Raw genomic sequence first — 24,116 nt, forward strand, 5'->3', positions numbered from 1 at the left:
CGCTATCCGATCCGTCCCGTGATGTAGCTTTCCGTGCGGGGATCGCTGGGGTTGGTGAAAATTTTGTCGGTGTCGTCAAATTCGACGATGTTCCCAAGGTGGAAGAACGCGGTCTTCTGGCTGACTCGTGCCGCCTGCTGCATCGAGTGGGTCACGATGACAACAGAGTACTGCTCTCGCAGCTCATCGATCAGTTCCTCCACTTGCGCAGTAGCGATGGGGTCCAGTGCCGAGCAAGGCTCGTCCATCAGCAGGACTTCCGGCGATGTGGCGACCGCACGGGCAATGCACAGACGTTGCTGCTGGCCGCCAGAAAGGCCGGTGCCGGGCGCATCGAGGCGGTCTTTTACCTCGTCCCAAATGGCGGCGCGACGCAGGGATTTTTCCACGATCTCTTCAAGGTCCGCCTTCTTGTGGGCCAACCCGTGAATACGCGGACCATAGGCCACATTGTCGAAGATCGACTTGGGGAACGGGTTTGGCTTTTGGAACACCATGCCCACCTTGGCGCGCAATTGCACCGGGTCGATGCGCGGGTCGTAGATGTTCTCGCCTTCCAGCGTGATCTCACCGGTGACCTTACAGCCCTCGATCGTGTCGTTCATCCGGTTGAGCGACCGCAGGAAGGTGGACTTACCGCACCCCGAAGGCCCGATAAACGCCGTCACTGTCTTGTCGGCGATGTCCACATCCACGCCCTTGATGGCACGGGTGACGGACGCGTCGTTCAGCATGCTCTCGACAGAGCGTTTGCCGTTCCCTGCCCCGTAGAACACATCTACGCCGCGGGCTTTCATTTTGAGCGTTTCCAAAGCTACCTCTTGGTCGATTGTGCGCATGTCGTTCACGTTGAAATCCTCCATGAGGCCTACCACCGTCTTTCGAATTTGTTTCTTAGATAGATCGCGACGCCGTTCATGATGACCAGGAAGCCAAGCAGCACGAGGATCGCGGCGGATGTCCGGCTGACGAAGCCGCGTTCGGGGCTGTCGGCCCAGATGAAGATCTGTGTGGGCATCGCCGTGGCGGCATCAAACGGAGAGCTGGCGGCAGAGGTGATGAAGGCGTTCATCCCGATCAGAAGAAGCGGCGCAGTTTCCCCAAGCGCTTGAGCGAGACCGATGATTGTGCCCGTGAGGATACCGGGCATGGCCAGCGGCAGGACGTGGCCGAAGACCACTTGCTGACGCGATGCGCCAAGGCCCAAGGCGGCCTCTCGGATCGACGGTGGCACCGCTTTCAGGGCCGCACGGGTCGCGATGATGATTGTTGGCATGGTCATCAGTGCCAGTGTCAGGCCGCCCACGAATGGGGCCGACCGGGGCATCCCGAACCAGTTCAGGAACACCGCCAAGGCAAGCAGACCAAATACCACCGAAGGCACCGCCGCGAGGTTGTTGATGTTCACCTCGATGAAGTCCGACAAGCGGTTCTTCGGGGCGAATTCCTCTAGGTAGATGGCCGCGCCAATGCCGATGGGAAAAGCGATTACGAAGCAGGTCAGCAGCGCCCAGAAAGAGCCCACCAAAGCGCCCTTCAGGCCCGCCAGTTCAGGAAAGCGGCTATCGGCGTTCGTGAAGAGCGCGACGTTAAAGGGCCGAGAGATCAGGCCAGCGGCGTCCAATTCGTCGAACCAGAGGATCTCTTGATCGTTGACGCGGCGCAGCTCTTCCGGCGTGTCGCGACGGATGCCACCCTTGTTAAGCTGATCGAAAATGTCGGCAACGGGCACCGTCATGGTGATGGTCTGACCGATCAGATCGTTGTCAGCCACAACCCGGTCGCGCAGGTCGAACTGCGCCCCGTTGGATAGGATGCCGCGCACCGCGCGGGCGTCGGTTTCCGGGTCCGCCGATGGCAGGTTCGCCAGCACTGCCGCCGTCAGCACGTTCTGGAAACCACCGCGTGGCAGACGGTCCACCTCGATCTCGGCGGGGTCCACGTAGACATCAAGGGTCACATGGGTCTGCACAAAGGCCGTGTGACCCGTTTTCACCAGCGAGGCCACGAGGATGAAGAGGACCGAGAAGGCCAGCAGGATCGCCCCAAGCCCGCAGGCTTGCAGCAGTGTTTCTTTACGCTTGCGGCGACGCACTTGAGGCGAGGCCTGACGCAGCGACCGGGCTGGGGTCGTACCGTTGGTATCTGGAATGTTTGCCATTGATCCGTCGCCTTAATCGTAGATTTCGCGGTATTTGCGCACGATGCGCAGGGCCCACACGTTGATGCCGAGGGTGATGATGAACAGCATCAGACCTAGGGCGAAGGCCGCCAGCGTTTTGGGGTTGTCGAAAGCGGTGTCGCCGATCAGCAGCGTCACAATCTGTACCGTCACCGTGGTCACACTATCGAGGGGGTTAATTGTCATCCGAGCCATCAGACCCGCGGCCATCACCACGATCATCGTCTCGCCAATGGCGCGGCTGACGGCCAGCAGGACGCCGCCTACAATGCCGGGAATGGCGGCGGGAAATTGCACCTTCAACATTGTCTCTGCTCGGGTGGAGCCAAGCGCCAGCGATCCATCGCGCAGGCTGCGTGGCACAGCGGAGAGGGCATCATCGGCAAAGGAAGATATGAACGGGATCAACATGATCCCCATCACGCCACCTGCCGCCAGCGCGGTGTTGGGCGAGACCGGAATACCAAGCTCGGCCCCTACCCCGCGCATGGCGGGCGCCACCACAAGGATCGCGAAGAAGCCGTAAACAACCGTGGGAACACCAGCAAGGATTTCCAGAAGCGGCTTCACCACTGCCCGCATCCGGCGCGGCGCAAATTCGTTCAGGTAGATGGCTGACATCAACCCCACAGGCGTGGCAATAAACATGGCCACCGCCGAGATCACGACCGTACCCAAGATCACTGGAAGCCAGCCAAAGGCACCTTCTGCCGCAATCTGGTCTTCGCGGATCGGGATTTGAGGCTCCCAGTTCACACCAAAGAGGAAGTCTTGCAGCGGCACCATCTGGAAGAATTTCCAGGTCTCGAAGACCAGCGCGAAGACGATGCCCACGGTGGTGAAAATCGCCACAAGCGAACAGGCGATCATCAGACCGCTGACAATGGCCTCCACCGCTTGGCGGGCCCGGAACTCGGCCGAAACGCGGTTGCGGGTGTAGAACAAGATACCGACGCTCAGCAGCAGGACCAGTACGATCAGCAGAATGTCGGCGTTGCGGTAAAGGGTGCTTAGGCGCTCGGCGGCCTCCAGCTTCCAATCGGCGGGGGTGCCAAACACCTGCCCGTTCGCGATGGAGCGGATTTCCGCGAGGATAAGCTGCACGGCGCCGCTATCAAGCCCCTCTAGCTCGGACTGAGGCACGCCGCTCATGACGATGGTGTCGATTACCGGCGTCTCTAGGATCAGGAACAGGACCAAGATCACGAAGACCGGGACCAGGATCATCAGCATCGCGTAGAGGCCGTGGAAATGCATTAACGAATGCAGCCGTGTCCCATCGGACCGGATCGCCGCAGCCGTTTGGCGGTTCAACATGTAGCCCGCGATGGCGAAGGCAATCAGGATGAGAAAGGCGGTCAGGGTCATGGGAAAACTCTGCAAGGGAAGGAAGCTGCCCGACAAATCGCCGGGCAGCCAGAGTAGTTCAGGGGCCGCTTATTCGGCGCCTGTGTATGTCACGGCTGTGATGGCCGCCTCGTTGGTGGCGGCGCGAACGTCGTCTTCCAGCGGCACAAGGCCACGCTCGGACAGGTAGCCGCCGGGGCCCATGGCCTCTTCGGAAACGAACTCTTCGATGAACTCTTCAAGGTTCGCGATCACACCGCGGTGGGCGTTTTTCACGTAAACAAAGAGAGGACGCGAGATCGGGTAATCGCCGGAAGCAATCGTGGCCGCGTCAGGTGCAACACCGTTGATGTTCACAGCCTGCAAGGTGTCGAGGTTTTCGTAGAGGAAGGAGTAGCCGAAGATACCCAGCGCGTTCGCATCGGCTTGCAGGCGCTGAACGATCAGGTTGTCGTTCTCGCCAGCTTCGACGAAAGGTCCGTCTGTGCGCATGCGCGAGCAGTTTTCTTCTACCCAGTCGCCGTCAAAACCGCCGTCGTGGACATAGGCCAGTTCTTCACAACCAGCGTGCATGGCCAGTTCAACAAAGGCGTCGCGTGTGCCGGATGTGGGCGGAGGGCCGTAGGCGAGGATTTCGACGGCTGGCAGAGAAGCGTCGATTTCGCTCCACAGGGTGTAGGGGTTGTCGGCCCATTCGCCGTCAACTGGAACCTGTGCGCCCAGGGCAAGGTAAACTTGTGTCAGTGTCAGGTCCCAAGCGAATTCGCTGTCACGGGAAACTGCAAGGGAAAGACCGTCAGAGCCGAAGTAGATTTCGGTGATGTCGGTCACGCCGTTTTCTTGGCAAAGCTCAAACTCGGAAGCACGCATGGCGCGCGACGCGCCGGTGACGTCTGCGTGGGCTTCGCCGATACCGCCACAGAAGATCTGCATGCCGCCACCGGTGCCGGTGGATTCAACGATGGGCGAAGGCGCGCCGGTCAGGTTTGCGAATTGCTCAGCAACCGCTTGCGAGTATGGGAACACGGTGGAGGACCCGACAACGCGGATTTCTTCCCGGCCCTGGGCCAGAGCGGAAGTGGCAGAAACGGCGGCAAGTGCGACAACCGAAACACTGATTTTTGCGAAAGACATTTAAGACTCTCTCCATTTGGTTTTCAGACATCACGCGCTTGTTCTTTGCGCGCTTGGCCCCCTGCTACGGCAGCATCGCTATGCTTTTGTGACAGGTACGTATCAGTTTTATGACACTGCCCCAGATGTCTCGGAGATTGCCGGAAACTGCACCGAGAATGTGCTTCCATGCCCTTGTTTCGAATGTATTTTTAGCCGCCCTAGGTGCCGATTGACGATATGCTTCACAATCGCCAGCCCTAGCCCGGTGCCGCCCATTTCCCGCGATCTGTGCGAATCGACCCGGTAAAATCGCTCGGTCAGACGCGGTAGATGTAACGAAGCGATTCCCTCTCCCTCGTCAGTGACATCCACGACAAGGATTTCCCCCTTCGTAGCCCCGCTCCCCTGCCCGCGCGAAATGGTGATGGTCACAGGCTTTTCCGCCCCGCCGTACTTCAGTGCGTTCTCTGCCAGGTTCAGAAAAACCTGGATCAATTGATCTCGGTCCCCCTGGATCATCGCGGGCGTCCCGTCATGGACCAAGCGCAGCACGTTGCCGTTGTCCTGCGCCCTCGGCGTCAGGGTGGCGATGACGTTGGCCAAGACACCGGCCAGATCAACCGTATCATTGGGGCGCAGGCGTTTGGCAGATTCCACCCGGCTGAGCGACAGCAGGTCCGAGATCAGGCGGTTCATGCGCAGGGCCTCTTCCTCCATGATCGACAGAAACCGGTCTTGGGCGATGGGATCGTTTCGGGCCGGGCCCTTCAACGTCTCGATAAAGCCGATCATCGAGGTCAGCGGCGTGCGGAGCTCATGGGAGACATTGGCCACGAAGTCGCGCCGCATTTCCTGCGCCTCCCCAAGATGGGTGATGTCGTTGAAATGTAGCAAAAGGGCGCGGCCCTCCGGCGTTTCGACCGCCGAAATGCGCACGCGGTACTGTGACACCCCGGTCTGGTCCGAGCGTTCAATGCGCGCCTCAGCCGTGGCGGCCCCCGCAAGAACCGTGTCAATTTGGTTCAACAACGCTGGCTGGCGCAGGATGGCCGCATGGTTGCGCCCGATGATCCAATCGCCAAAAAGCGTTGCAGCCGCGGGGTTTGCATCCTCAATGGCGCCACTGCTGTCGATAAACAACATCGGGTCCGGCACCGTGAACATGACGGTGTTAATCAGATTTCGGGTCATCGGCGGCGTCCCCCTGCCAGTACGCCCCGGAGGTGTGGCGCGATTCTGCGCCGCCTTGCAACGGGCTTGCGGCCCCTCGGTAAAGGGCCGCGCCGTGGAATGCCCGGATTAGACCGCGCGCAGCCCGCCCTCGAAGTCCGCGATCAACAGCTCGATCTCCTCGATCCCGACCGAAACCCGAAAGAACCCATCAGAGATCCCCAGCGCCGCCCGCCCCTCAGCCCCAAGACCCCGGTGGCTGGATGAAGCAGGGTGGCTCAACGTGGTGCCAACATCACCCAAAGTCGGCGCGAACGGCAGATCAGGGGCGGCTTGTACCATCCGGTCCGCGGCGGCCTCGGTCTTATCTTTCAGCTCGAAACTCACCATGTTGCCAAAGGCTTGGCCCACGATGGAGGCCGCAACCTCGTGGTCGGGGTGATCGGCGCGACCGGGGTACAGGACCCGGCCCACCTTGGGGTGATCGGCCAACCAATCGGCCAGGGCCGCGGCATTGGCCTGCGCCTTCTCAAAACGCAGCGGAAAGGTGTAGAGACCGCGTTCCGCCAACCAGCATTCGTTCGGGGCGGGGGTCATGCCGACGGTGACGGCAAAGTCATAGATGTTACGCATCAGCTCTGGGTTGCGGGCGGCCACATAGCCAAGGGTCACGTCCGAATGCCCGGCCAGCAACTTGGTCACGGATTGGATCGTGATATCCGCGCCCTCGGTCAACGGCTTGTACCCAATCGGCGTGGTAAAGGTGTTGTCCACCGCCAGGATCACGCCCGCCTCCTTCGCAAGCGCCACAATCCCCGCCATATCCGCGACCCGCAACGTTGGGTTGGAGACGACCTCAACCAAGATCATCTTCGTCTCCGGCCGGATCGCCGCCCGCATCGCCGCCACGTCCGTCGGATCGGCAACCGTTGTCGCAATCCCAAACCGTGCCAAGTCCTGATGCATCAACCGCAAAGAGCGCCCGTAAAGCTGGTTGCCCCCGACGATATGGTCGCCCTGCCCCAATAGACCCATGATCGTGGCCGACACCGCCGCCATGCCCGAGCCAAGAACCAATCCGCCTTCTGCCTCTTCCAACATGTCGATCTTGCGCGCCAAAAGCTCCGCATTCGGGTGCCCCTCCCGCGCGTAGGTATAGCCGTGCGCCCGCCCCTCGTATTGATCGTGCAAGGTAGAAATCGACGGCGAAGCGTATACAACAGAAGGCTGGATCGGCGTCACAACGGCTCGGCTCACACCTTCTCGCAAAGCGGCGCGGCGCACCAATGTTCCGGGTTTCTCATTCCGACCATTCGCCATCACGGCTCTCCTTCATCTTTTCAAAAATATCGCAGGGGGCGCGGGGGACTGGTCCCCCGCTTAACCGCTCCGAAAAAGCGTAACCTTATCCCCGGATCGTGCCATCGCCCGTAACGAGATACTTGAACGAGGTCAATTGCTCCGCCCCGACCGGTCCACGTGCATGCATCTTGCCCGTCGCAATCCCGATCTCTGCACCCATCCCAAATTCGCCACCATCGGCGAATTGGGTCGAGGCATTGTGCATCAAAATCGCCGAATCCAACCGCTGAAAGAAGCGCGCCACCGCGGCGTCATCCTCGGCAACAATCGCGTCGGTGTGATTTGAGCCAAAAGTCCGAATATGGGTCAGTGCCGCATCAATATCATCCACCACCTTCGCAGCGATAATCATGTCTAGAAACTCTTGCCCCCAATCGCTCTCTTGCGCCGCAACCACGCCGTCGATTTTCTGCAAACCCGCGTCACCGCGCACTTCAACGCCGGCATCCAGCAAGGCGCGCACAACGCCCTGCCCGATCGTATCCACCACATCGCGGTGGATCAGCAGGCATTCCGCCGAGCCACAAATCCCCGTGCGCCGGGTCTTTGCGTTCAACACTACGCGCAACGCCTTCTCTGGGTCACTGGAGGCATCAAGGTAGATGTGGCAAATCCCCTCCAGATGCGCAAACACCGGCACCCGCGCTTCGCGCTGCACCAGCCCCACCAAGCCCTTGCCGCCCCGAGGCACGATCACGTCGATCGTGTCGGTCATCGTCAACATCTCAGACACTGCGGCGCGGTCTCGTGTTGGCACACGTTGTACAGCGTCCGTAGGCAACCCGGCGGCACGTAGCCCCTCTTGTAGGCAATCGGCCAGCGCGCCCGAGGAGTGAAAGCTCTCCGAGCCGCCACGCAGGATCACGGCATTGCCGGATTTCAGGCACAAAGCCCCCGCATCGGCCGTCACGTTGGGGCGGCTTTCATAGATCACCCCGATCACCCCAAGAGGCGTGCGCACCCGTTTGATATGCAGGCCCGAGGGTTGGTCCCATTCCGTCATCACTTGCCCAACGGGGTCGTCTTGCGCGGCAACAGCATGCAGACCTTGAACAATGCCCTCTACCCTTGCCTCGTCCAGCATCAAGCGATCCAACATGGCATCCGACAGGCCTTTTTCACGCCCAAACGCCATGTCCTCTTCATTGGCCGCGATGATCGCCCCGCGCTTGTTCCAAACGGCATCGGCGGCGGCGTTCAACGCCTGGGTCTTTGCTTCCGGCGATGCGAATGCCAGCTCTGCGCTGGCCGCTTTGGCCCGCCTGCCGATCTCGGCCATCAAGGCGGGAACGTCATTTTCCAGGTTTGATTTAGGTAGGTCTTTCATTGGAAACCTCATCGCGGGGGGAACGGCAGAATATCGATATTTATAAAAAGGTGAAATTGTGGGGTCAGAGTACCATATCATCGCGGTGCACCAAGGCCGCACGGCCCGGATAGCCGAGGATTTCTTCGATCTCATCGGAATGGTGGCCTTGGATCGCGCGCGCCTCGTCGGCGGCGTAGCGGCTGAGGCCGATGCCGATTGCGTCGCCGTTTGCGGCTTCCAAGCGCACGGGATCGCCGCGTTGGAAATCGCCCTCTACGGCGCTGACCCCAGCGGGGAGGAGTGACTTTCCATGGGCAAGGGCTTTGACTGCGCCGGGATCAAGGCGTAGCGCCCCTTTGGGTTTCATCGCGCCGATCCATGCTTTGCGGGCCTGTTGTGGCGAAAGGGTGGCGGTGAACCAAGTGGCTTTGGCCCCGCTTTGCAGGGCATCAAGGGGGTGGAAGACCGCCCCTTGGGTGATCGCCATGGCACAGCCCGCCGCCGTCGCTGTGCGCGCCGCCATCACTTTGGTTTTCATCCCGCCCTTCGACAGGCCCGATCCCGCATCTCCGGCCATCGCCTCAATCTCAGGGGTGATTGTGTCGATCATCGGAAGGTGGCGCGCTTCTGGATCGTCGTTGGGGTTGGCGGTGTAGAGGCCGTCCACATCGCTCAGCAAGACACAGGCATCCGCGCCCGCCATGACAGCCACATTGGCGGCGAGGCGGTCATTGTCGCCATAGCGGATTTCGTCCGTCGCGATGGTATCGTTCTCATTCACGATCGGCACCGCGCCGCGTGATAGAAGCGCCGCCAGGGTTGCGCGCGTGTTCAGGTAGCGCCGGCGATCGGCGCTGTCGTCCAGCGTCAGAAGGATTTGTGCCGAGGTCAGGCCGTGGGGGGCCAGGGCCTCCTCGTAGGCGCGCGCGAGGCGGATTTGACCGACAGCTGCGGCGGCCTGAGCCTCGTCCAGAGACAATGCCCCGTGGCCGAGGTCCAACGCGCCGCGCCCCAATGCGATGGCCCCGGAAGACACAAGGATCACGTCGGTCCCATTTCTTTTCAACGAGGCCACATCTCGCGCTAGGGAACGCAACCAATCGCTGCGCAGATCACCGGTGCCGCGATCCACCAACAAGGCCGAGCCGATCTTGACGACGACCCGCTTGGCCTCTCTTAGGGACGCCATTGCTCGGGCTCCTCAAGCGCCTCTCTCGCGGCCTTTTGGTTCGCATCAACGCGCGCACGCAACACGCGCAGCACCTCGGTCACGCCGGTGCCTGCTACGCCGGACATCTCCATCAGGTTTCCAGCCACCGCGCCAAGGGCTGCGCGCTTCTCGGCCAATTCTTCAGGCTCAATCGCGTCCACCTTGTTGAGCACGGTAATCCGCGGCTTCAACGCCAGTTCTCCGCCGTAATTCTCTAACTCGGTGATGATCGTGTGGTAATCGACAACTACATCCTCAGCAGTACCATCTACCAGATGCAGCAGGGCCGCGCAGCGCTCCACATGGCCGAGGAACGTATCTCCAAGCCCCCTGCCCTCGCTAGCGCCTTCAATGAGGCCGGGGATATCGGCGACGACGAATTCCGCACCATCCACGCCGACAACGCCGAGGTTTGGTACTAGCGTGGTAAATGGATAATCCGCAATCTTTGGCCTTGCGTTAGACGTCGCGGCCAGAAACGTCGATTTCCCGGCGTTCGGCAACCCCAACAAGCCCACATCGGCAATCAGCTTCAGGCGCAACCAAATCGTGCGCTCCACGCCCTCTTGTCCAGGGTTTGCGCGACGGGGCGCCTGGTTTGTGGCGCTCTTGAAGTGCAGGTTCCCGAAGCCGCCATTGCCGCCTTTGGCGATGCAGATGCGCTGGCCCACTTCGTCAAGGTCAGCGATCAGTGTTTCCTGATCCTCTTCCAAAACTTCCGTCCCTGCGGGGACGCGTAACACGATATCCGCTCCATCGCGACCCGTGCGCTGTTTCCCCATGCCGGGTTGCCCGTTCTTGGCAAAGAAATGCTGCTGGTAGCGGAAATCAATCAAAGTGTTCAGCCCGTCGACCACCTCGATAAACACATTCCCGCCCGAGCCGCCGTCGCCCCCATCGGGGCCGCCATACTCGATGTACTTCTCGCGCCGGAACGAGACCGACCCGCCGCCGCCGCCGCCCGAGCGGATGTAAACTTTGGCCAGATCGAGAAACTTCATACCATTGCCGGACACTCTCGCGTCCGCCCTTCATCTTTTCAAAAATATCGCGGGGGTCAGCGCATCTTTAGATGCGCAAAGGGGGCTGGCCCCCTTCCGCTTCCCCGCCTCTTACGCCAAACGCTTGAGGTAAGTCCACGTCGCAACCTTGGCATTCCTCGCCACGGAAAACGCTTCCGCATCGCCAAGGTAGTCAAACCCCGCATTCGTTAACACCCGTGCTGATCCCGGGTTGTCCTGAAACACCGATCCAAACACAGTCTTGTTGCGCAACGGGTTGGCATCCACCATCGCCTGCACCGCTTCCGAAGCAAAGCCCGTGTTCCACATGGCAGGCGCGACCCAGTAGCCGATCTCCGACTGATCCCGGTCCATCTGATCGAGAGAGATCACGCCCATCACCTCTGACCCGCCGAACTCTGTCGCGTCCATAACCCAAGCGAAAGACGCCCGGTCAGGCTTGATATAGTTGGCAATAAAGCTCTCAGCCGCGCCGGGGGGCAACGGATGGGGGATCGAGGTCGTCATCTCCGCCACGCGTTTGTCGGCGTGATACATCGCCAACAATCCTGCGTCGGACGGGCGCATGGGACGTAAAAACATCCGGGGCGTCTCGATCACGGCCTGTGCCAAGATGGTTTCCTGTTTCATGTTTGGGCCTCCTCCGACCCCGTTATTCTTTTGCTCTCCCGTCCCGTTTAAATGGGAATGGCAGCCTCCACGCGCAAGAACATCGGTAGAAATGCGAAAAGGGCCGGCGATGTCGCCGGCCCCCTGAAATGTCATACCCACGGGAAGTGGCGCTTACTCTGCAGCCTCGGCTGCCGGAAGGACGGAAATGAAGGTACGGCCCTTGAAGCCCTTACGGAACGAAACATGACCGTCAGTCACGGCGTAGATCGTGTGATCCTTGCCTTCGCCCACACCTTCACCCGGCCACCACTTGTTGCCACGTTGACGTGCGATGATGTTGCCAGAGATAACGGACTCGCCGCCATACTTCTTGATGCCAAGACGGCGACCAGCTGAGTCGCGGCCGTTGCGGGAGGAACCACCAGCTTTTTTATGTGCCATAGCTCAATTACTCCTGTTCTGCGGCAAACGTGGTCGCTTGCTCAATCCAGTTGTCACGCTCAATGCGGCCTTTGAACGACAGCTTGTCATCCATATAAGCAATCTCTGCGGGGCCCCAGTCTTTGATCTGGTCAAAGTGGAACACGCCGTTTTCGTGCAGTAGGCCTTCCAGCTTGGGACCAACGCCCGAGATCTTTTTCAGATCGTCGGCTTGTCCGTTGCGGGCCTCGGTCAGCAGGTTTGCGGGGCGCGTGCCCTCATCTGCGGCGGCGTCAGCGGCAGGCGCTTCGGCAGCTTTTGCCTTCTTGGGCGCGGCTTTCTTCTTCTCGGCCTTAGGCGCTGCGGCGGCTGCTACAGCTGCACTTGCGGAGACAGAGCCAGAGCCCATTGCCGCTTTCACGCCTGTCTTGTCGCCACCCGATGCGAGGATCTCGGTGATCTCGATCAGGGTCAGCTTCTGACGGTGGCCTTTGGTGCGCTTGGAAGAGTGCTTCCGGCGACGCTTGACGAAGTGGATGAGCTTTTCGCCCTTCACCATGTCAATCACGTTGGCCTGAACCGCGGCACCTTCAACCAAAGGCGCGCCTACGGTGACCTTGTCACCACCAAGCATCAAAATCTCGTTGAACTGGACCGCTTCACCGGCCTCTGCTGCAAGCAGTTCCACGCGCAGCTTGTCGCCGGCTTGGACTTTGTATTGCTTGCCGCCTGTCTTCATGACAGCGAACATAGTATCTTCCTTCATTTCCCGCGCCCTGTGGTCCGAACGGTTCCTTGCGGTGCCGTCCATGTTCTGGGTTTCCCCACCTCGGGCTGCGCGCCCTTTTCGGGCGTCATACATACCAATTCCGACACGCCAAGGCGCATGGGAAGCCGCCGTATCGGCCATGCGCCGGGTTTTGTCAACAGGCTCTGCGCCTCAGGTGTCTTCCCCGGCGATGAAAGCCGCCGCTGATGTTCCCAACTCGTAGCTCAAGGTCGTCAGCATGGAATCAAAGGCGTTGAACAAGGCCGAGTTCAGCGCCCTGCCCGCGTCCGAGGCAGCCAGCGCCATATAGGCTTCCAGATCGTCGTTGCTGGCGTCGGCATAGGCCACCAATTGATAGGCATAGAGCCATTCAATCGTCATCTCGCGGACCTCAGATTCGTGGGACCAGACCTCGGACAGCATCATGCCTTCGGGCACGTCATTATCAAAAGCGCCGCCGTCGATCAGGCCGCGATAGAAGGCCACCCGAAGGTTGAGCGCTCCGATAACGTTGCGCTCCACCAGCCCGTTCACGTCATTGAACTGGCGCAGCAGGTCGATGCGAGGGTCGTCCTCCTGAACCGCTGTGAAAAATGCTTCGGTTGCGGTGGCCACGGCTTCGGGGTCAAGGAACAGGCGCCGCGCGGCAATCTCACCGGCAATCATACGTTGACCGGCCTCGGTCGCGATAAAGGCCTGTACCTCCTGCATCTGCTCGGGCGACAGCGCGTCTTGGCTCAAGGCATCTTCAAATAGCACCGCCATACGATTGCCCGCATGAAGGCGCATCACAGTCGCTTGCCACGCCTGCCCGCCCTCGCCGGGAAAGAGCTGTGCTTCCACATCAATGCCGCCCTGGGTGTTCTCGGTGCCCATCAGCGCAATAATTTCATACATCCCCAACCCATCAAGGATTGCGTGCAACTCTGGCGCCTCTGCGGCTAAATGCGGCGAGGCGACGGCCTGAACCTCTTGCGCCCGCAGCCCGTCGGTTGCGCAAACCCAAGCCCCACAGGCAATAGACAACGACGTCAAGACGACACGGATCATAGAAAGCTCCTTCACACACTCAGCGGGCAACATGGCGCGGTTTAAACCCTTTGGCCATGGTGCTCTTGCCCTAAAAAACGAACTTTGCCTGCATTTAGGGCAGCTCTTGGGGGATGCGAGCACAAAAAACCCAACCTCATCCCCACAACAGCCCCTTGCGTGCCCCGCCGCTTGCCGTTATCGACCCGCCACGGCCAATTGGCCGAGACCGCGGAGAGGTGCCGGAGTGGTCGAACGGGGCGGTCTCGAAAACCGTTGTGGGTGCAAGCCTACCCAGGGTTCGAATCCCTGTCTCTCCGCCACTTACCCCCTTACCGTTCCTTTGAGTTGTTGTGCCCTACGGCATTTCTTGATGCGGACATGATTGAACGGGCTCAGATAGTCTGCATCATCAAATTAAGAGATTTTTAACCACTATCTTAACAAATGAGAGCTTTAGGGGGCCTGTTGTGACCACAATTCTCTTGGTGCTTGCGGCGCTCGTGTCGCTTGCGGGGGTGATTTACCCGTTTCGGCCCTTCCAAAGGCGTTGGGTGGCCTTGGTTAGTTTTCTCGTTTGCTTCTTTACGCTCGGCACGATCGACCCCGTTCCTGAGGGACCGGAACCCCCGTTGCCCGATGAGAATGCGCGCCCATGGGCCGTGGCTGAGGGCGAGGATGAGGGCCGGTATTGGGTCATCTCTGACCGATTGAACCGCCGGACCTGCGCATCCCAAAATTGTGGCGTCGTGGGGCAATTGTTTTTTCGCGAAGGGGTGGTTGTGCTGGAGCAAAACGAGGGGTGGGCGCGGATCACGCAGCCCTATGATGCGGCCTGCGTCGGCGGCCAAAGCTCCTATGTGGATAGCGGCAATGGGGCGTGTGAGATCGCGAACGGGATCACTGACGGGGCTTTCGCCGAATGGGTTTCCTTGGCGTATCTGTCCCAGACGCGTCCCGATGACCCGGCGCAGGACGCCACGGGTGTTGAGGAACTGATCGCCGGGTCCGATGACTTTGCCCGCCACCGCGCGGTTTTTTCGGCGGCCGCACAGTCGTTGATCGGGCAAGGCCGATGCACCGCGCAGGATTTTCGCGACATGGGGGGATGGGTGGCGTCCTCTAGCCACCGGGATCAACCGATCTACTTCACCTATTGTGGCGGCGCGACGGTCGCGAACCGTCTGTATTTAAACGCGCAAACGGGTGATGTTTTTCAGTGATGCCTATGACTTCGCAGCCTGGCGCAACCGGCTAAGCGTCACCGGGGTGATCCCCAGATGGGAGGCGATCAGCGTGTGAGGGAATACCTCTTCCAGGGTTGGAAAATTCTCTCGGAACCACGCCAAACGCTGAGCGCCGCCTAGGGCTGCAAGACACCATTCCCTGTCGGCTTTCTGTGCCAAGGCGGCCCGTAGGACACCATTGGCCCAATCGCGCACATGGGGGGCAGAGAGCATCTCTCGGCTCAGGGCGTCTGCGTCCATGGTAGCGACCAGCGTGTCGGTCTGCGCCTCGATCGTGACGAGGGATACGCCGTCGCGGGTGCGGGCGATGTTTGGAGTCACGATGCACGGCCCGTAATACAAGCCGACGCAGGCCGTGCGCCCTTCGGCGTCGCTGATCAAGCTGGCCGCCGCCCCGTCGAGCACGATGATCTCTGCCTTGTCCGGCGTGCCTTGTGTCGCGATCCGAGCGCCCTTCGGCACCCTGCGCGTGGCCCAGAGCGTCGCGAAATGCTTGGCTTGGACGGGGTCTTTCAGCGCCGGCGATTGGCGCAGGAAACTCAGCAGGTCCAAAGGTTAAATCCCTTAACAAATGATAATGCGCGGACGGCATGATCAGGGCAAATGAGCCAACTACCCCATGACATCCCAAAAGGTCTTCCGATGATGACACGTTTTCTGCCCCAACAACATGCACGCGCCGCCCTTGCCTACGGCGGTGTCGCTGCGGTGATCTACATAACGATGGTCACCGGAACCCTCGCCCACCTTCAGGCGCTTTCGGGGTTGATGCCCTTTGACATGCGCCCAATGGGCTACAGCGGAGCCGAGGCGGCGACACTCTTGGACGCGCTCGGGGCCAGTGGGCGGCACTACTATCTTACCCGCCAAATCCCCCTCGATACCGCCTACCCGGCCCTTCTGGCGGCGACCTTGGTCAGCCTCAACCGATCCCTTACAGCGGGCCGCCCGGTTGGGTGGCAAAGGCTTGCCTCCCCCCTCGCGATCGCGGCTGCACTTTGTGACTATGGCGAGAACGCAGGCATCGTGGCGATGATCTTTCACGCCCCTCACCTGCCCGCCCCATTGGTGGCCGCATCAAGCGCTGCCTCCGTCGCCAAGGCACTGCTGACGACGGGAGCAGTAACGGCTACGCTGCTCCTTGCTGGAGGATGCCTTTGGGCCCGTTTTCGAGGGCTTCGGGCAGAAGGCTGACCACAACCGCGCCCTTCTTGCGCCCGGTATCCATATGGGCGTGGGCGGCTTGCATCGCGTCGAAGCTATAGCAACGGTCGATCACGGGCTGAAACTGCCCCTCTGCTGCCAAGTCCACCACGGCTTGCAAGATCTCTCGGGCCTCGCTTGCCACCCCGCCGATGATTTTCCGTCGATAGAACAAGGCCTTCACGGCGCCAAACAGCAGGTCCGTGCTGCTGCCCGCGACCATCACCAACCGCCCCTTAGGGCGCAGAACATGCCGCACTCGGTTGAACGGTGCGGTGGCGACGGTGTCCACGACGGCGTCAAACAACGTGGCTTCGGCCATGAAATCCCGCTGCGTATAATCGATGACCTCATCTGCCCCAAGGGAGCGCACCAGACCGGCGTTCTTGCCAGAGCATACCGCCGTGACATGGGCGCCCAAGTGCTTGGCAATCTGCACACAGGCGGACCCGACCGCCCCAGACGCGCCGTTAATTAGCACCGCCTCCCCGGCTTTGATCCCGGCCTTGTTAACCAGAAAATCAAAGGCCGTGGTGCCGCCAAACGGCAAGGATGCCGCCTCGGCGAAGGAAAGATTGTCAGGCATAGGCACCAACTTCCCGGCCTCGGGCATCACGATATATTCCGCATGGGCCCCAAAGTTCGCGCCAGGAAATCCGATCACTGCGTCGCCGGGCGCATAGGCGGTGACCTCTGCTCCGACAGCCTCAATCACACCCGAGAACTCGGTACCAAGGATGGGTTTTCGCGGTCCGGTTACCCCGAAGAACATCCGCCCCATAAGCGCCATGCCCTTGGGCATCGTCAAACTCCGCGCCCGCCAATCGCCAGCGCTGACGGTGGTGGCGTGAATCTTTACCAGCACCTCTTTCGGTTTTGGGGTCGGCTTGGGTACATGGGTCAGTTCAAGAACTTCGGGGGCGCCGTAGCGCGAGTAGGTATAAGCAAACATCGTTTTGATCCAATTGAGGGGGCGGCCTTGCGGGCGCTGTGAGGCTTGTTTACCGGCCCCATGGTGTCATGCGAATTGACCAAAGTTCTAAGTTTGGTATGCATATCCGTATGGATTGGCGGGCCGTAAAATTTGATTGGAACAAAGCGCGCGCGTTTTTGGTGACGGCTGAGGAGGGCTCCCTTTCCGCGGCAGCGCGGGCCTTAGGCATGGCGCAACCGACGTTGGGTCGGCAGGTCGATGGGCTGGAGCAAGAGCTGGGGATCGTGCTGTTCGAGAGGGTCGGACGCGGGCTGACGTTGACCCCAAGCGGGATGGAATTGCTGGAACATGTCCGGGCCATGGGGGACGCGGCGGGGCGCGTTTCACTGGCCGCCCTTGGGCAATCGCAGGCCCTTGAAGGCAGCATCAGCATCTCCGCGAGTGAGACCTATGCAACGGTTCTGCTGCCCGCCATCGTCGCCAAGCTGCGCCGGCTCGAGCCGGGCATTCAGGTGGAAGTCGTGGTGGCCAACCACGCCAGCGATCTTCTGCGCCGGGAGGCCGATATCGCGATCCGGAACTTTCGCCCGACTGAGCCGGATTTGATTGCCCGCAAAATTGGCATGGCCGACGCGGTTCTTTACGCCGCGCCGAGCTATCTGGAGGAGCTAGGCCACCCTGCCACGCCCTATGATCTGCGACACGCCAACTTCGTGAATATGGATCGCGGGGGCGGAATGATTAAGGGCCTTAACTCTTTGGGGCTTGGGTTGACCGAGGCGAATTTCCCCCTGTTCACAGAGAGCTATCTGGTGATGTGGGAGTTGGTGAAGCAGGGTGCCGCCATCGGCATACTGGACGCGGCTATTGGCGATGCCGATCCCGCAGTAGTGCGGGTTCTGCCGGATTTGGAGCCTCTTAGTTTTCCGATCTGGCTCGTGACCCACCGCGAAGTCACGACCTCACGGCGTATTCGTCGGGTCTATGATTTTCTGGTGCAGGAAATGTCGCGCAAATAGGCGGTCGATGCCTTTTTCGCGCTTCTGAAAGTTCCTCCGTGCACTTCATGGGGTTGGCGCATAGTCTACGTTCCATGACCAGATCCAGCCTCTATTCCGCCGGTGCCGATGCCGCCCGCTCTCCCCTGTTTCGTCAACGTTTGAAAGAGCTTATCGCTTTTCAAACCGACGCCACTGATCCCTCGTCTGCCCCGCAGCTTGCGGCGTTCCTGTCTCATGTGACGGGATGGTTAACGGCGTTAGGGTTTACCAGCGATGTGCATGAATACGAGGGACATTCCTTTCTGGTCGCCAAGCGCCATGAGGGGGCCGGGCTTCCCACAATCCTCAGCTATTCCCACGGCGATGTGGTGCCGGGGATGGCGGGACGATGGCGCGACGGGCTCGACCCCTGGGCGCTGACCGAAGTGGGGGATGATTGGTTCGGGCGCGGGATTGCCGACAACAAGGGGCAGTTTCTGGTGAACCTGACCGCCCTTGAAACCGTGCTGGCGCAACGCGGCAGCTTGGGGGCCAATGTCACGTGGTTGATTGAGATGGGGGAGGAAGTAGGCTCCCCCGGATTGGCGGAATTTTGCAGCGGCAACAAAGCGTTGCTGAAGGCCGATCTGTTGTTGGCCTCGGACGGGCCGCGCATGGATGCAGACCGACCGACGGTCTTTCTGGGCGCCCGAGGCGGGGCCACCTTCAGGCTGGATCTGGAACACCGCGCCGCCGGGCGGCATTCTGGCAACTTCGGTGGGGCGCTGCGAAACCCGGCCTTGGAAATGGCCCACGCGCTGGCCAGCATCACCGATCGCAACGGCGCGTTACAAATTGCGGAATGGACCCCCGGCACGATCTCTGATGCGACACGCAAAGCGTTAACGGGCTTAACCCCTGCGGGCGGCGCTATTGATGCGGATTGGGGCGCCGAAGGGCTGACCCCGGCCGAGCGTATCCACGCCTGGTCCTCGGCCGAGGTTCTGGCGATGCACGCGGGCGACCCGCCTGCCCCGGTCAATGCCATTCCGCCCCGTGCCTCGGCTTGGGTGCAGCTCCGTTTTGCCCCGGGTACCAAGGCGGACGGATTGGCAGAGGCCTTGCGGAAGCATCTGGATACCCACGGATTTACAGACATCAAGATCACCCAAGAAGGCCCGTTCTTCGCCGCAAGCCAAACCCCGGTGGACCACCCGGCGGTGCAATTCGTGACCCAAGCGATCACCGTGGGGACCGGCACGGCGCCGGTGGTTCTTCCCTCGCTTGGCGGCTCCTTGCCGAACGACATTTTCTGCGATGGATTGGGCCTGCCGACGGTCTGGGTGCCGCATTCCTTCCCCGGCTGTTCGCAACACGCCCCTGATGAGCATCTGCCAAAACGCCTGCTGCAAGATGCAACAGGCGTGATGAGCGTTGTGTTGGGGGCATTGGCGGGTACGACCCCCGAAAACTTGCGTTATTCAACCGCTTAGCGGTCCCTCCACGCCTCTAGGGCGGGGTTGTCGGTGGCCTGCTCACGCGCCTGCACGGCGGGATCAGGCGCGGGGGCGCGGCGGCGAAAAATACCCCCAAGGCGTTCGCGAAGGCTCCGCCGTCGCGCCCCTTCACGGGTGGCGGAGGGGTCGCGGGTATAGTGAAATTCCCGCGCACCGAAGTAGAAGCTAACGATCGCGCCCAACAGCCACCAAAGCGGTTCGGGCACCTCTTGCAAGCCAACCATGCGGGTGGCGAAGCCTGCGGGCTCTGCCATCGCGTAGACAAACAGGCCGAGGGTTCCCAAGGCCAGAAACGGGCGCGGCAAACGGTTAAGGCCGTTAATCATTCGGTCAAACCAGCCGGTGCCTGCGTGTTGAAACTCTGACGCGGCGGTTTCCAGCGTGGCTTGATGAATTTCGGCGGCCAATTCCATCGCCCTTGTGGCGTTTGGCACGAAAACCTCTGACAATCCTTCTGCCGCCTCGCCGATGCCTTCCACGGTGCTGCCTGCTCCAAGGCCATCCAGGGCCCGATCAATTAATCCCATGATGCTGTCCGATCCCGATGTTGCGTCGCTGTCAGGTGGTAGCGCGGCGAAATGAATTCCTCGGCGCGGATGATCCAGCCGCCTTTGCCGCCATCGCGGCGCCGCGCGTATTTGCGCGAGGCGGGCCGACGGTCGGCCAATCGATAATAGTAGTTCCGTCGCGCGATTCCGTAGGCGTCCACCAGATGATCGGGCGCGGTGCCAATCGCCGCATGGGCCGCCCGCGCGGTCTGAGGGCCAATGGCCCCATCCACAGCAATATCCAACCCCATATCCCGCAGCAGACGTTGCAGGATACGCACCGCGTTGGAGCCCGCGTTCACCTGCATATCAAAGACGCTGGCTTGCAGCGGTTCGGGCAGCATATGGATGTTGGGACGGGTGAAATAATGCTCTAGAAACAGGTCCGTGGCCAATTCCGGCGTGACGCGGCGCACGTCGCTCTCGTCGACATTGCCGTCCCCGTCCAGATCCAGCCCCAACGCCCGCATCGTGTGGATCGTCACACCATGTTTCGTCGCGCCGCCCGGATCATCGGGGTCGTTCACGAACCCGCCTTCACGGGCCACAATCTGTTCTGCGATAGACCGAACCGTTTGCATGGCTCGCCCTCCATGCTCTTGGTTTCTGGAGGCTTGAATCCACCATGGCGGGGTTAACAAAACCCTAACGTCGTCAAAGAAACGTAAGCCTGCGAGGAGGCCTTTGGCCGAGGAGTGGCGCGTCGTCAGCTTTCGTTGGGGTCCACGTAGACGCCCTGTTCCTGTAACGCTTCGATCACCTCGGCGGGCATGTAAGTCTCGTCGTGGCGGGCGAGGATTTCTGTCGCTTCAAACGTGCCATTCACAAGCCGTCCGGTGCCAACCATGCCTTCGCCTTCGCCAAATAGATCAGGCAAAATCCCCGTGTAGCTCACCGGGATCGAGGCCGCGCCGTCGGTCACCGCAAATGTAATCGTCTCGCCCTGCCCGCGCACCAAAGAGCCCTCCTCCACCAAGCCGCCGATACGGAACACTTCATGGGGCGGCGGCGGGTCCGAGGCTACCTCTGCGGGCGCCCGGAAGAAGTTGAAGGCGTCTTGGGAGCCATAGACGATCAGAGCGACGGCTGCCGTCATGAAAACGAAAGCCAGCAGGATAATCTGAATACGCCGCTGCTTCTTTAGTCCACGCATCTTGCCGCCTCTTTTCCTGCCCTGCGATCACGCAATCCCTTAAGGGAAAACGCCCATGCCCATCAGGCCCGCAGTTTCATGTAGCCCCAACATCAGATTGGCGTTCTGGATCGCCTGCCCGCTGGAGCCTTTGCACAAATTATCCAACGCCGCGATGACCTGAGCCCGCCCACTGCGCCGATCCGCCGCCACGCCGATGTGGCAATAGTTGGTGCCCCGCACGTCATGGGTCGAGGGTGCTGTGCCCATCGGTAGCACCTCGATGAAAGGTTCACTTTGATATGCGTCAACCAGCGTTTGATGGATCGCCTCCGCGTCACCTTTCACATAGCCCGTCGCCAGAATGCCCCGGTTGAACGGCGCCAGATGAGGTGTGAACTGGATCTCGACCTTACGACCCGCGATCAGGCTGAATTCCTGGTCAAATTCCCCCAGATGGCGGTGGGTGCTGCCCAGGGCGTAGGCGTTTGTGCCCTCGGACAATTCCGCGTGCAAAAGGTTCTCTTTCAACGACCGACCTGCGCCAGAGACGCCGCAGATCAGGTCGAGGATGATGTCATCGAGGTCAATCACACCCGCCGCAATCAGGGGCCGCAGGGCGAATTGGCCCGTGGCCGCGTTGCAGCCCGTGCCCGCCACCAGCCGGGCCGAGGCGATGTCGTCGCGGTAGAACTCGGTCAAGCCATAGACGGCCTCGGCCTGAAGCTCGGGCGCGTCGTGGGCTTTGCCATACCATTTGGCATATTCAGCCACATCGCGCAGGCGGAAGTCGGCGGAAAGGTCCACAACTTTAAGGTCGGCAGGCAAGTCTTTGATAACGCGCTGAGATGTGGCGTGGGGCAATGCGCAAAAAGCCAGATCAACCCCAGAGAAATCCACATCTTCGATCCGCGTCAAATCAGGCAGACCGGCGCTGCGCAGGAAGGGATAGACCGAGGCCATGGATTGCCCGGCTTTGCGGTCTCCGGTCAGGGCCACGATCTCCATATCGGGATGGCCATGGATCAGGCGACACAGCTCGGCCCCGGTGTAGCCGGAAGCGCCGAGGATTGCGATTTTCTTGGTCATGGGGCTTGCCTTCTGATGCGTCTGATGGGGCTTAATCCAAAGCCGCCGCCGATACAAATCACGGTTCGTTATGGGGCCATCACGGCCTGTGGATTATGCAGGGTTGCTGGGGCTAGACTGCCTGAAACTTGATCTCTCGTCGCAGGAACAGCGTGGCTTGTGCTTCCACAGATTTCGGGTCGCCCGTGGTCAGAAATGCGGGCTCTCCCGTGCCAAACATTTCCGGGCGACGCTCCAGATAATCTCCAAGGCTGGCGGCCACCAGGGACGGCTGCGAGTAGACGGCAACGCCGTCGCCGAGGGCCGCGCGGAACACCTCTTCCACCAGCGGGTAATGTGTGCAGCCGAGGATTGCGGCTTGCGGCTCTGGCATCCGGCGTTTCAACGCATCCACGTGGGATCGCACCAGCGCTTCCGCCAGGATCATGTCGCCCTCTTCAATGGCATCCACGACACCGCCACAGGGTTGCGCCTCTACGTCTACGCCGATGGCCCGGAACGCCAATTCCCGCTGAAACGCGCGGCTACTGACGGTGGCGGGCGTGGCAAACAGCGCCACCTCTTTCACGCCCACTTCGCGCGGCGGAGAGTTATCGCCCCAGTTGCGTTCTGTCAGCGCCTCAATCAGCGGCACGAAGACGCCAAGCACCCGCTTGCCTTCTGGCACCCAGCCTTCCTGCATCCGCCGAAGCGCCGCGGCAGAGGCCGTGTTGCACGCCAAGATCACCAGATCACAGCCCCGGTCAAACAACTGCTGAACCCCGGCGGTCGTCAGGTTGTAGATGTCATCGGCGTCGCGCACCCCGTAAGGGGCGTGAGCGTTGTCGCCCAAATAGATCAGCGGCACATCGGGCAGCGCCTTGGACACCGCATCCAGCACCGTCAGCCCGCCTAGGCCGCTGTCGAAAATTCCTACTGCCATCAGTACCGCTCCTTTATCTTTTTTCGTTTCGCGGGCTTCTTTTCGTCTGGCCTGCGATGTTTATCCTCAAATTCAAACCCACGCGCCTCGGGGTCAAGGGGGCGTGGCGACAAGGCATAGGTGGTTTGGCGCAGGAACTCCATCAACGCAACCGCGTCCCCTGCCCGCGCGTCCAGCTCGGCCCGTGGGATCGGCGCGCCCACGACGATTTTGACCTTCGAGTTGGTGCGCGCACGGAACTCTTTGATCAGCAGGCCCATGCGCAGGGTGGAGTGCAAGTGGCTGGCCAATTGGAACAGCCGGGAGTTATGACCCTCGAAGTAGATCGGCACCACGGTCGCCTCGGATTTGGCGATCATCCGCGCTGTGAAACTGCGCCATTTCGGGTCCATGGGCCGCCCAAAGGGTTTTGCCGCCGTACTGACAGTGCCGCCGGGAAAGACGCCGATCGCGCCGCCTTCGGCCAGATATGACAGCGCGGTTTTGCGGGTGGCGATGTTCCGGGCCAGTGCCTCTTTCGTTTCTTCAAAGGATACGGGCAAGATCACCTTGTTGATGTCTTCCGCTCTTTGAAACACCTGGTGCGCCAGAATGCGGAAATCGCCCCGGGTCTGCGCCAGAATATGGCCCAACATCAGCCCGTCCAGAATGCCGTAGGGGTGGTTGGCGATCATCACCAGCGGGCCGTTTTGGGGGATATTGTCCAGCGATCCGCCCACCACCTCAAGCTCCAACTTGTAGCGTTGTACCATCACATCCCAGAAGTCGCGGCCTTGGCGCACGTCTTCATCGTAACCCTTAGCGGTTCTAATCAGTCGCAGACGCCCGGTAGAATTCTCCATCGCACGGATCAGCGCCCGCCCCCCCTTGGTAGCGGCGGAGTTGGCATAAGAAATCTCCTGCGCGACAGCCCTTTCGGACGTGAGCAGCGCCTTGCGATCAGAACGGCGACGTATGGGCATCGGATGACCTCGTCAGAAGCGTGTGCAAAACACT

General features: G+C 60.9%; 25 protein-coding genes and 1 tRNA gene. 5 read left to right on the forward strand and 21 right to left on the reverse strand.

Going from position 1 to position 24,116, the window contains the following annotated elements:
• Positions 1-2: 2 nt before the first annotated feature.
• The 13 genes from pstB to K3728_09685 all read right to left on the reverse strand — a co-directional run bounded on the left by pstB (position 3) and on the right by K3728_09685 (position 13,569).
• Entirely contained in the window at positions 3-797 is a 795-nt protein-coding gene (gene pstB / locus K3728_09625) for a phosphate ABC transporter ATP-binding protein PstB (protein UWQ97507.1), read from the reverse strand.
• A gap of 71 nt (positions 798-868) precedes the next feature.
• Positions 869-2,161: a phosphate ABC transporter permease PstA gene (gene pstA / locus K3728_09630; protein ID UWQ94008.1), complete on the reverse strand. Its 1,293-nt coding sequence runs from the start codon at positions 2,159-2,161 to the stop codon at positions 869-871.
• Positions 2,162-2,173: 12 nt separating this feature from the next.
• The gene (gene pstC, locus K3728_09635; GenBank protein UWQ94009.1) at positions 2,174-3,550 is read right to left on the reverse strand and encodes a phosphate ABC transporter permease subunit PstC; all 1,377 of its coding nucleotides are present in this window, start codon (positions 3,548-3,550) and stop codon (positions 2,174-2,176) included.
• Between the two features lie 69 nt (positions 3,551-3,619).
• Positions 3,620-4,663, reverse strand: coding sequence for a substrate-binding domain-containing protein (locus K3728_09640; protein UWQ94010.1), 1,044 nt, complete (start codon positions 4,661-4,663; stop codon positions 3,620-3,622).
• A gap of 108 nt (positions 4,664-4,771) precedes the next feature.
• Positions 4,772-5,836: a PAS domain-containing protein gene (locus K3728_09645; GenBank protein ID UWQ94011.1), complete on the reverse strand. Its 1,065-nt coding sequence runs from the start codon at positions 5,834-5,836 to the stop codon at positions 4,772-4,774.
• 108 nt (positions 5,837-5,944) lie between these two features.
• On the reverse strand, positions 5,945-7,135 hold the full coding sequence (locus K3728_09650; protein UWQ94012.1) for an aminotransferase class I/II-fold pyridoxal phosphate-dependent enzyme: 1,191 nt from the start codon (positions 7,133-7,135) through the stop codon (positions 5,945-5,947).
• Between the two features lie 85 nt (positions 7,136-7,220).
• Complete coding sequence (locus tag K3728_09655) at positions 7,221-8,504, reverse strand: glutamate-5-semialdehyde dehydrogenase (GenBank protein ID UWQ94013.1); 1,284 nt, start codon at positions 8,502-8,504, stop codon at positions 7,221-7,223.
• Between the two features lie 64 nt (positions 8,505-8,568).
• Positions 8,569-9,675, reverse strand: a complete 1,107-nt coding sequence (gene proB, locus K3728_09660; protein UWQ94014.1) for a glutamate 5-kinase — start codon at positions 9,673-9,675, stop codon at positions 8,569-8,571.
• Positions 9,663-10,697, reverse strand: a complete 1,035-nt coding sequence (obgE, locus tag K3728_09665; protein UWQ94015.1) for a GTPase ObgE — start codon at positions 10,695-10,697, stop codon at positions 9,663-9,665. Before obgE ends, proB begins: the two co-directional genes overlap by 13 nt.
• Positions 10,698-10,808: 111 nt before the next feature.
• Positions 10,809-11,348, reverse strand: a complete 540-nt coding sequence (locus K3728_09670) for a GNAT family N-acetyltransferase (GenBank protein UWQ94016.1) — start codon at positions 11,346-11,348, stop codon at positions 10,809-10,811.
• Positions 11,349-11,501: 153 nt separating this feature from the next.
• Positions 11,502-11,771 (reverse strand): 50S ribosomal protein L27, encoded by a 270-nt coding sequence (gene rpmA, locus K3728_09675; protein ID UWQ94017.1) that lies wholly within the window; start codon positions 11,769-11,771, stop codon positions 11,502-11,504.
• Positions 11,772-11,778: 7 nt separating this feature from the next.
• Positions 11,779-12,501 (reverse strand): 50S ribosomal protein L21, encoded by a 723-nt coding sequence (locus K3728_09680; protein ID UWQ97508.1) that lies wholly within the window; start codon positions 12,499-12,501, stop codon positions 11,779-11,781.
• Positions 12,502-12,690: 189 nt separating this feature from the next.
• Positions 12,691-13,569 carry a hypothetical protein gene (locus tag K3728_09685; protein UWQ94018.1) on the reverse strand — a complete coding sequence of 293 codons (879 nt, stop codon included), beginning with the start codon at positions 13,567-13,569 and terminating at the stop codon, positions 12,691-12,693.
• A gap of 212 nt (positions 13,570-13,781) precedes the next feature.
• Between K3728_09685 and K3728_09690 the strand changes: the two genes are divergently transcribed.
• Positions 13,782-13,871: transfer RNA gene (locus tag K3728_09690), tRNA-Ser, on the forward strand.
• 147 nt (positions 13,872-14,018) lie between these two features.
• Positions 14,019-14,771, forward strand: coding sequence for an SH3 domain-containing protein (locus tag K3728_09695; GenBank protein ID UWQ94019.1), 753 nt, complete (start codon positions 14,019-14,021; stop codon positions 14,769-14,771).
• Between the two features lie 3 nt (positions 14,772-14,774).
• On the opposite strand, the gene K3728_09700 is transcribed toward K3728_09695, so the two are convergent.
• Positions 14,775-15,347, reverse strand: a complete 573-nt coding sequence (locus K3728_09700; GenBank protein ID UWQ94020.1) for a Crp/Fnr family transcriptional regulator — start codon at positions 15,345-15,347, stop codon at positions 14,775-14,777.
• A 51-nt stretch (positions 15,348-15,398) separates the two neighbouring features.
• Between K3728_09700 and K3728_09705 the strand changes: the two genes are divergently transcribed.
• Entirely contained in the window at positions 15,399-15,989 is a 591-nt protein-coding gene (locus K3728_09705) for a hypothetical protein (GenBank protein ID UWQ94021.1), read from the forward strand.
• Here K3728_09705 and K3728_09710 read toward each other — a convergent pair.
• On the reverse strand, positions 15,925-16,950 hold the full coding sequence (locus K3728_09710; protein ID UWQ94022.1) for an NAD(P)-dependent alcohol dehydrogenase: 1,026 nt from the start codon (positions 16,948-16,950) through the stop codon (positions 15,925-15,927). The genes K3728_09705 and K3728_09710 overlap by 65 nt on opposite strands.
• A gap of 98 nt (positions 16,951-17,048) precedes the next feature.
• Between K3728_09710 and K3728_09715 the strand changes: the two genes are divergently transcribed.
• Positions 17,049-17,951 carry a LysR family transcriptional regulator gene (locus K3728_09715; GenBank protein ID UWQ94023.1) on the forward strand — a complete coding sequence of 301 codons (903 nt, stop codon included), beginning with the start codon at positions 17,049-17,051 and terminating at the stop codon, positions 17,949-17,951.
• Between the two features lie 74 nt (positions 17,952-18,025).
• Positions 18,026-19,405 carry a M20/M25/M40 family metallo-hydrolase gene (locus tag K3728_09720; protein ID UWQ94024.1) on the forward strand — a complete coding sequence of 460 codons (1,380 nt, stop codon included), beginning with the start codon at positions 18,026-18,028 and terminating at the stop codon, positions 19,403-19,405.
• On the opposite strand, the gene K3728_09725 is transcribed toward K3728_09720, so the two are convergent.
• From K3728_09725 to K3728_09750, 6 genes are all read right to left on the reverse strand, one after another.
• Positions 19,402-19,956 (reverse strand): holin family protein, encoded by a 555-nt coding sequence (locus tag K3728_09725; protein ID UWQ94025.1) that lies wholly within the window; start codon positions 19,954-19,956, stop codon positions 19,402-19,404. The genes K3728_09720 and K3728_09725 overlap by 4 nt on opposite strands.
• Positions 19,947-20,558, reverse strand: a complete 612-nt coding sequence (locus K3728_09730) for a peptidoglycan-binding protein (protein ID UWQ94026.1) — start codon at positions 20,556-20,558, stop codon at positions 19,947-19,949. The genes K3728_09725 and K3728_09730 overlap by 10 nt, the downstream gene beginning before the upstream one ends.
• 125 nt (positions 20,559-20,683) lie before the next feature.
• Positions 20,684-21,130: a cytochrome c maturation protein CcmE gene (ccmE, locus tag K3728_09735; GenBank protein UWQ94027.1), complete on the reverse strand. Its 447-nt coding sequence runs from the start codon at positions 21,128-21,130 to the stop codon at positions 20,684-20,686.
• Positions 21,131-21,169: 39 nt separating this feature from the next.
• A complete protein-coding gene (gene argC / locus K3728_09740; protein ID UWQ94028.1) occupies positions 21,170-22,198 on the reverse strand; it encodes an N-acetyl-gamma-glutamyl-phosphate reductase in 1,029 nt (342 codons plus the stop codon).
• Between the two features lie 112 nt (positions 22,199-22,310).
• Complete coding sequence (locus K3728_09745) at positions 22,311-23,120, reverse strand: aspartate/glutamate racemase family protein (protein UWQ94029.1); 810 nt, start codon at positions 23,118-23,120, stop codon at positions 22,311-22,313.
• Entirely contained in the window at positions 23,120-24,082 is a 963-nt protein-coding gene (locus K3728_09750) for a lysophospholipid acyltransferase family protein (GenBank protein ID UWQ94030.1), read from the reverse strand. Before K3728_09750 ends, K3728_09745 begins: the two co-directional genes overlap by 1 nt.
• Positions 24,083-24,116 lie beyond the last annotated feature (34 nt).

It is taken from the genome of Rhodobacteraceae bacterium M385, assembly GCA_025141835.1.
In the GTDB taxonomy this organism is placed as follows: domain Bacteria; phylum Pseudomonadota; class Alphaproteobacteria; order Rhodobacterales; family Rhodobacteraceae; genus Gymnodinialimonas.

Coding starts and splice junctions, on each gene's coding strand:
- K3728_09725 (UWQ94025.1), bottom strand. CDS start 19,956: ATGGGATTAATTGATCGGGCCCTGGATGGCCTTGGAGCAGGCAGCACC.
- K3728_09710 (UWQ94022.1), bottom strand. CDS start 16,950: ATGTTTGCTTATACCTACTCGCGCTACGGCGCCCCCGAAGTTCTTGAA.
- ccmE (UWQ94027.1), bottom strand. CDS start 21,130: ATGCGTGGACTAAAGAAGCAGCGGCGTATTCAGATTATCCTGCTGGCT.
- K3728_09685 (UWQ94018.1), bottom strand. CDS start 13,569: ATGATCCGTGTCGTCTTGACGTCGTTGTCTATTGCCTGTGGGGCTTGG.
- K3728_09670 (UWQ94016.1), bottom strand. CDS start 11,348: ATGAAACAGGAAACCATCTTGGCACAGGCCGTGATCGAGACGCCCCGG.
- K3728_09640 (UWQ94010.1), bottom strand. CDS start 4,663: ATGTCTTTCGCAAAAATCAGTGTTTCGGTTGTCGCACTTGCCGCCGTT.
- pstA (UWQ94008.1), bottom strand. CDS start 2,161: ATGGCAAACATTCCAGATACCAACGGTACGACCCCAGCCCGGTCGCTG.
- K3728_09715 (UWQ94023.1), top strand. CDS start 17,049: ATGCATATCCGTATGGATTGGCGGGCCGTAAAATTTGATTGGAACAAA.
- K3728_09730 (UWQ94026.1), bottom strand. CDS start 20,558: ATGCAAACGGTTCGGTCTATCGCAGAACAGATTGTGGCCCGTGAAGGC.
- argC (UWQ94028.1), bottom strand. CDS start 22,198: ATGACCAAGAAAATCGCAATCCTCGGCGCTTCCGGCTACACCGGGGCC.
- K3728_09650 (UWQ94012.1), bottom strand. CDS start 7,135: ATGGCGAATGGTCGGAATGAGAAACCCGGAACATTGGTGCGCCGCGCC.
- K3728_09655 (UWQ94013.1), bottom strand. CDS start 8,504: ATGAAAGACCTACCTAAATCAAACCTGGAAAATGACGTTCCCGCCTTG.
- K3728_09680 (UWQ97508.1), bottom strand. CDS start 12,501: ATGTTCGCTGTCATGAAGACAGGCGGCAAGCAATACAAAGTCCAAGCC.
- proB (UWQ94014.1), bottom strand. CDS start 9,675: ATGGCGTCCCTAAGAGAGGCCAAGCGGGTCGTCGTCAAGATCGGCTCG.
- K3728_09745 (UWQ94029.1), bottom strand. CDS start 23,120: ATGGCAGTAGGAATTTTCGACAGCGGCCTAGGCGGGCTGACGGTGCTG.
- pstB (UWQ97507.1), bottom strand. CDS start 797: ATGAAAGCCCGCGGCGTAGATGTGTTCTACGGGGCAGGGAACGGCAAA.
- K3728_09720 (UWQ94024.1), top strand. CDS start 18,026: ATGACCAGATCCAGCCTCTATTCCGCCGGTGCCGATGCCGCCCGCTCT.
- K3728_09750 (UWQ94030.1), bottom strand. CDS start 24,082: ATGCCCATACGTCGCCGTTCTGATCGCAAGGCGCTGCTCACGTCCGAA.
- K3728_09645 (UWQ94011.1), bottom strand. CDS start 5,836: ATGACCCGAAATCTGATTAACACCGTCATGTTCACGGTGCCGGACCCG.
- pstC (UWQ94009.1), bottom strand. CDS start 3,550: ATGACCCTGACCGCCTTTCTCATCCTGATTGCCTTCGCCATCGCGGGC.
- obgE (UWQ94015.1), bottom strand. CDS start 10,697: ATGAAGTTTCTCGATCTGGCCAAAGTTTACATCCGCTCGGGCGGCGGC.
- rpmA (UWQ94017.1), bottom strand. CDS start 11,771: ATGGCACATAAAAAAGCTGGTGGTTCCTCCCGCAACGGCCGCGACTCA.
- K3728_09705 (UWQ94021.1), top strand. CDS start 15,399: ATGAGCCAACTACCCCATGACATCCCAAAAGGTCTTCCGATGATGACA.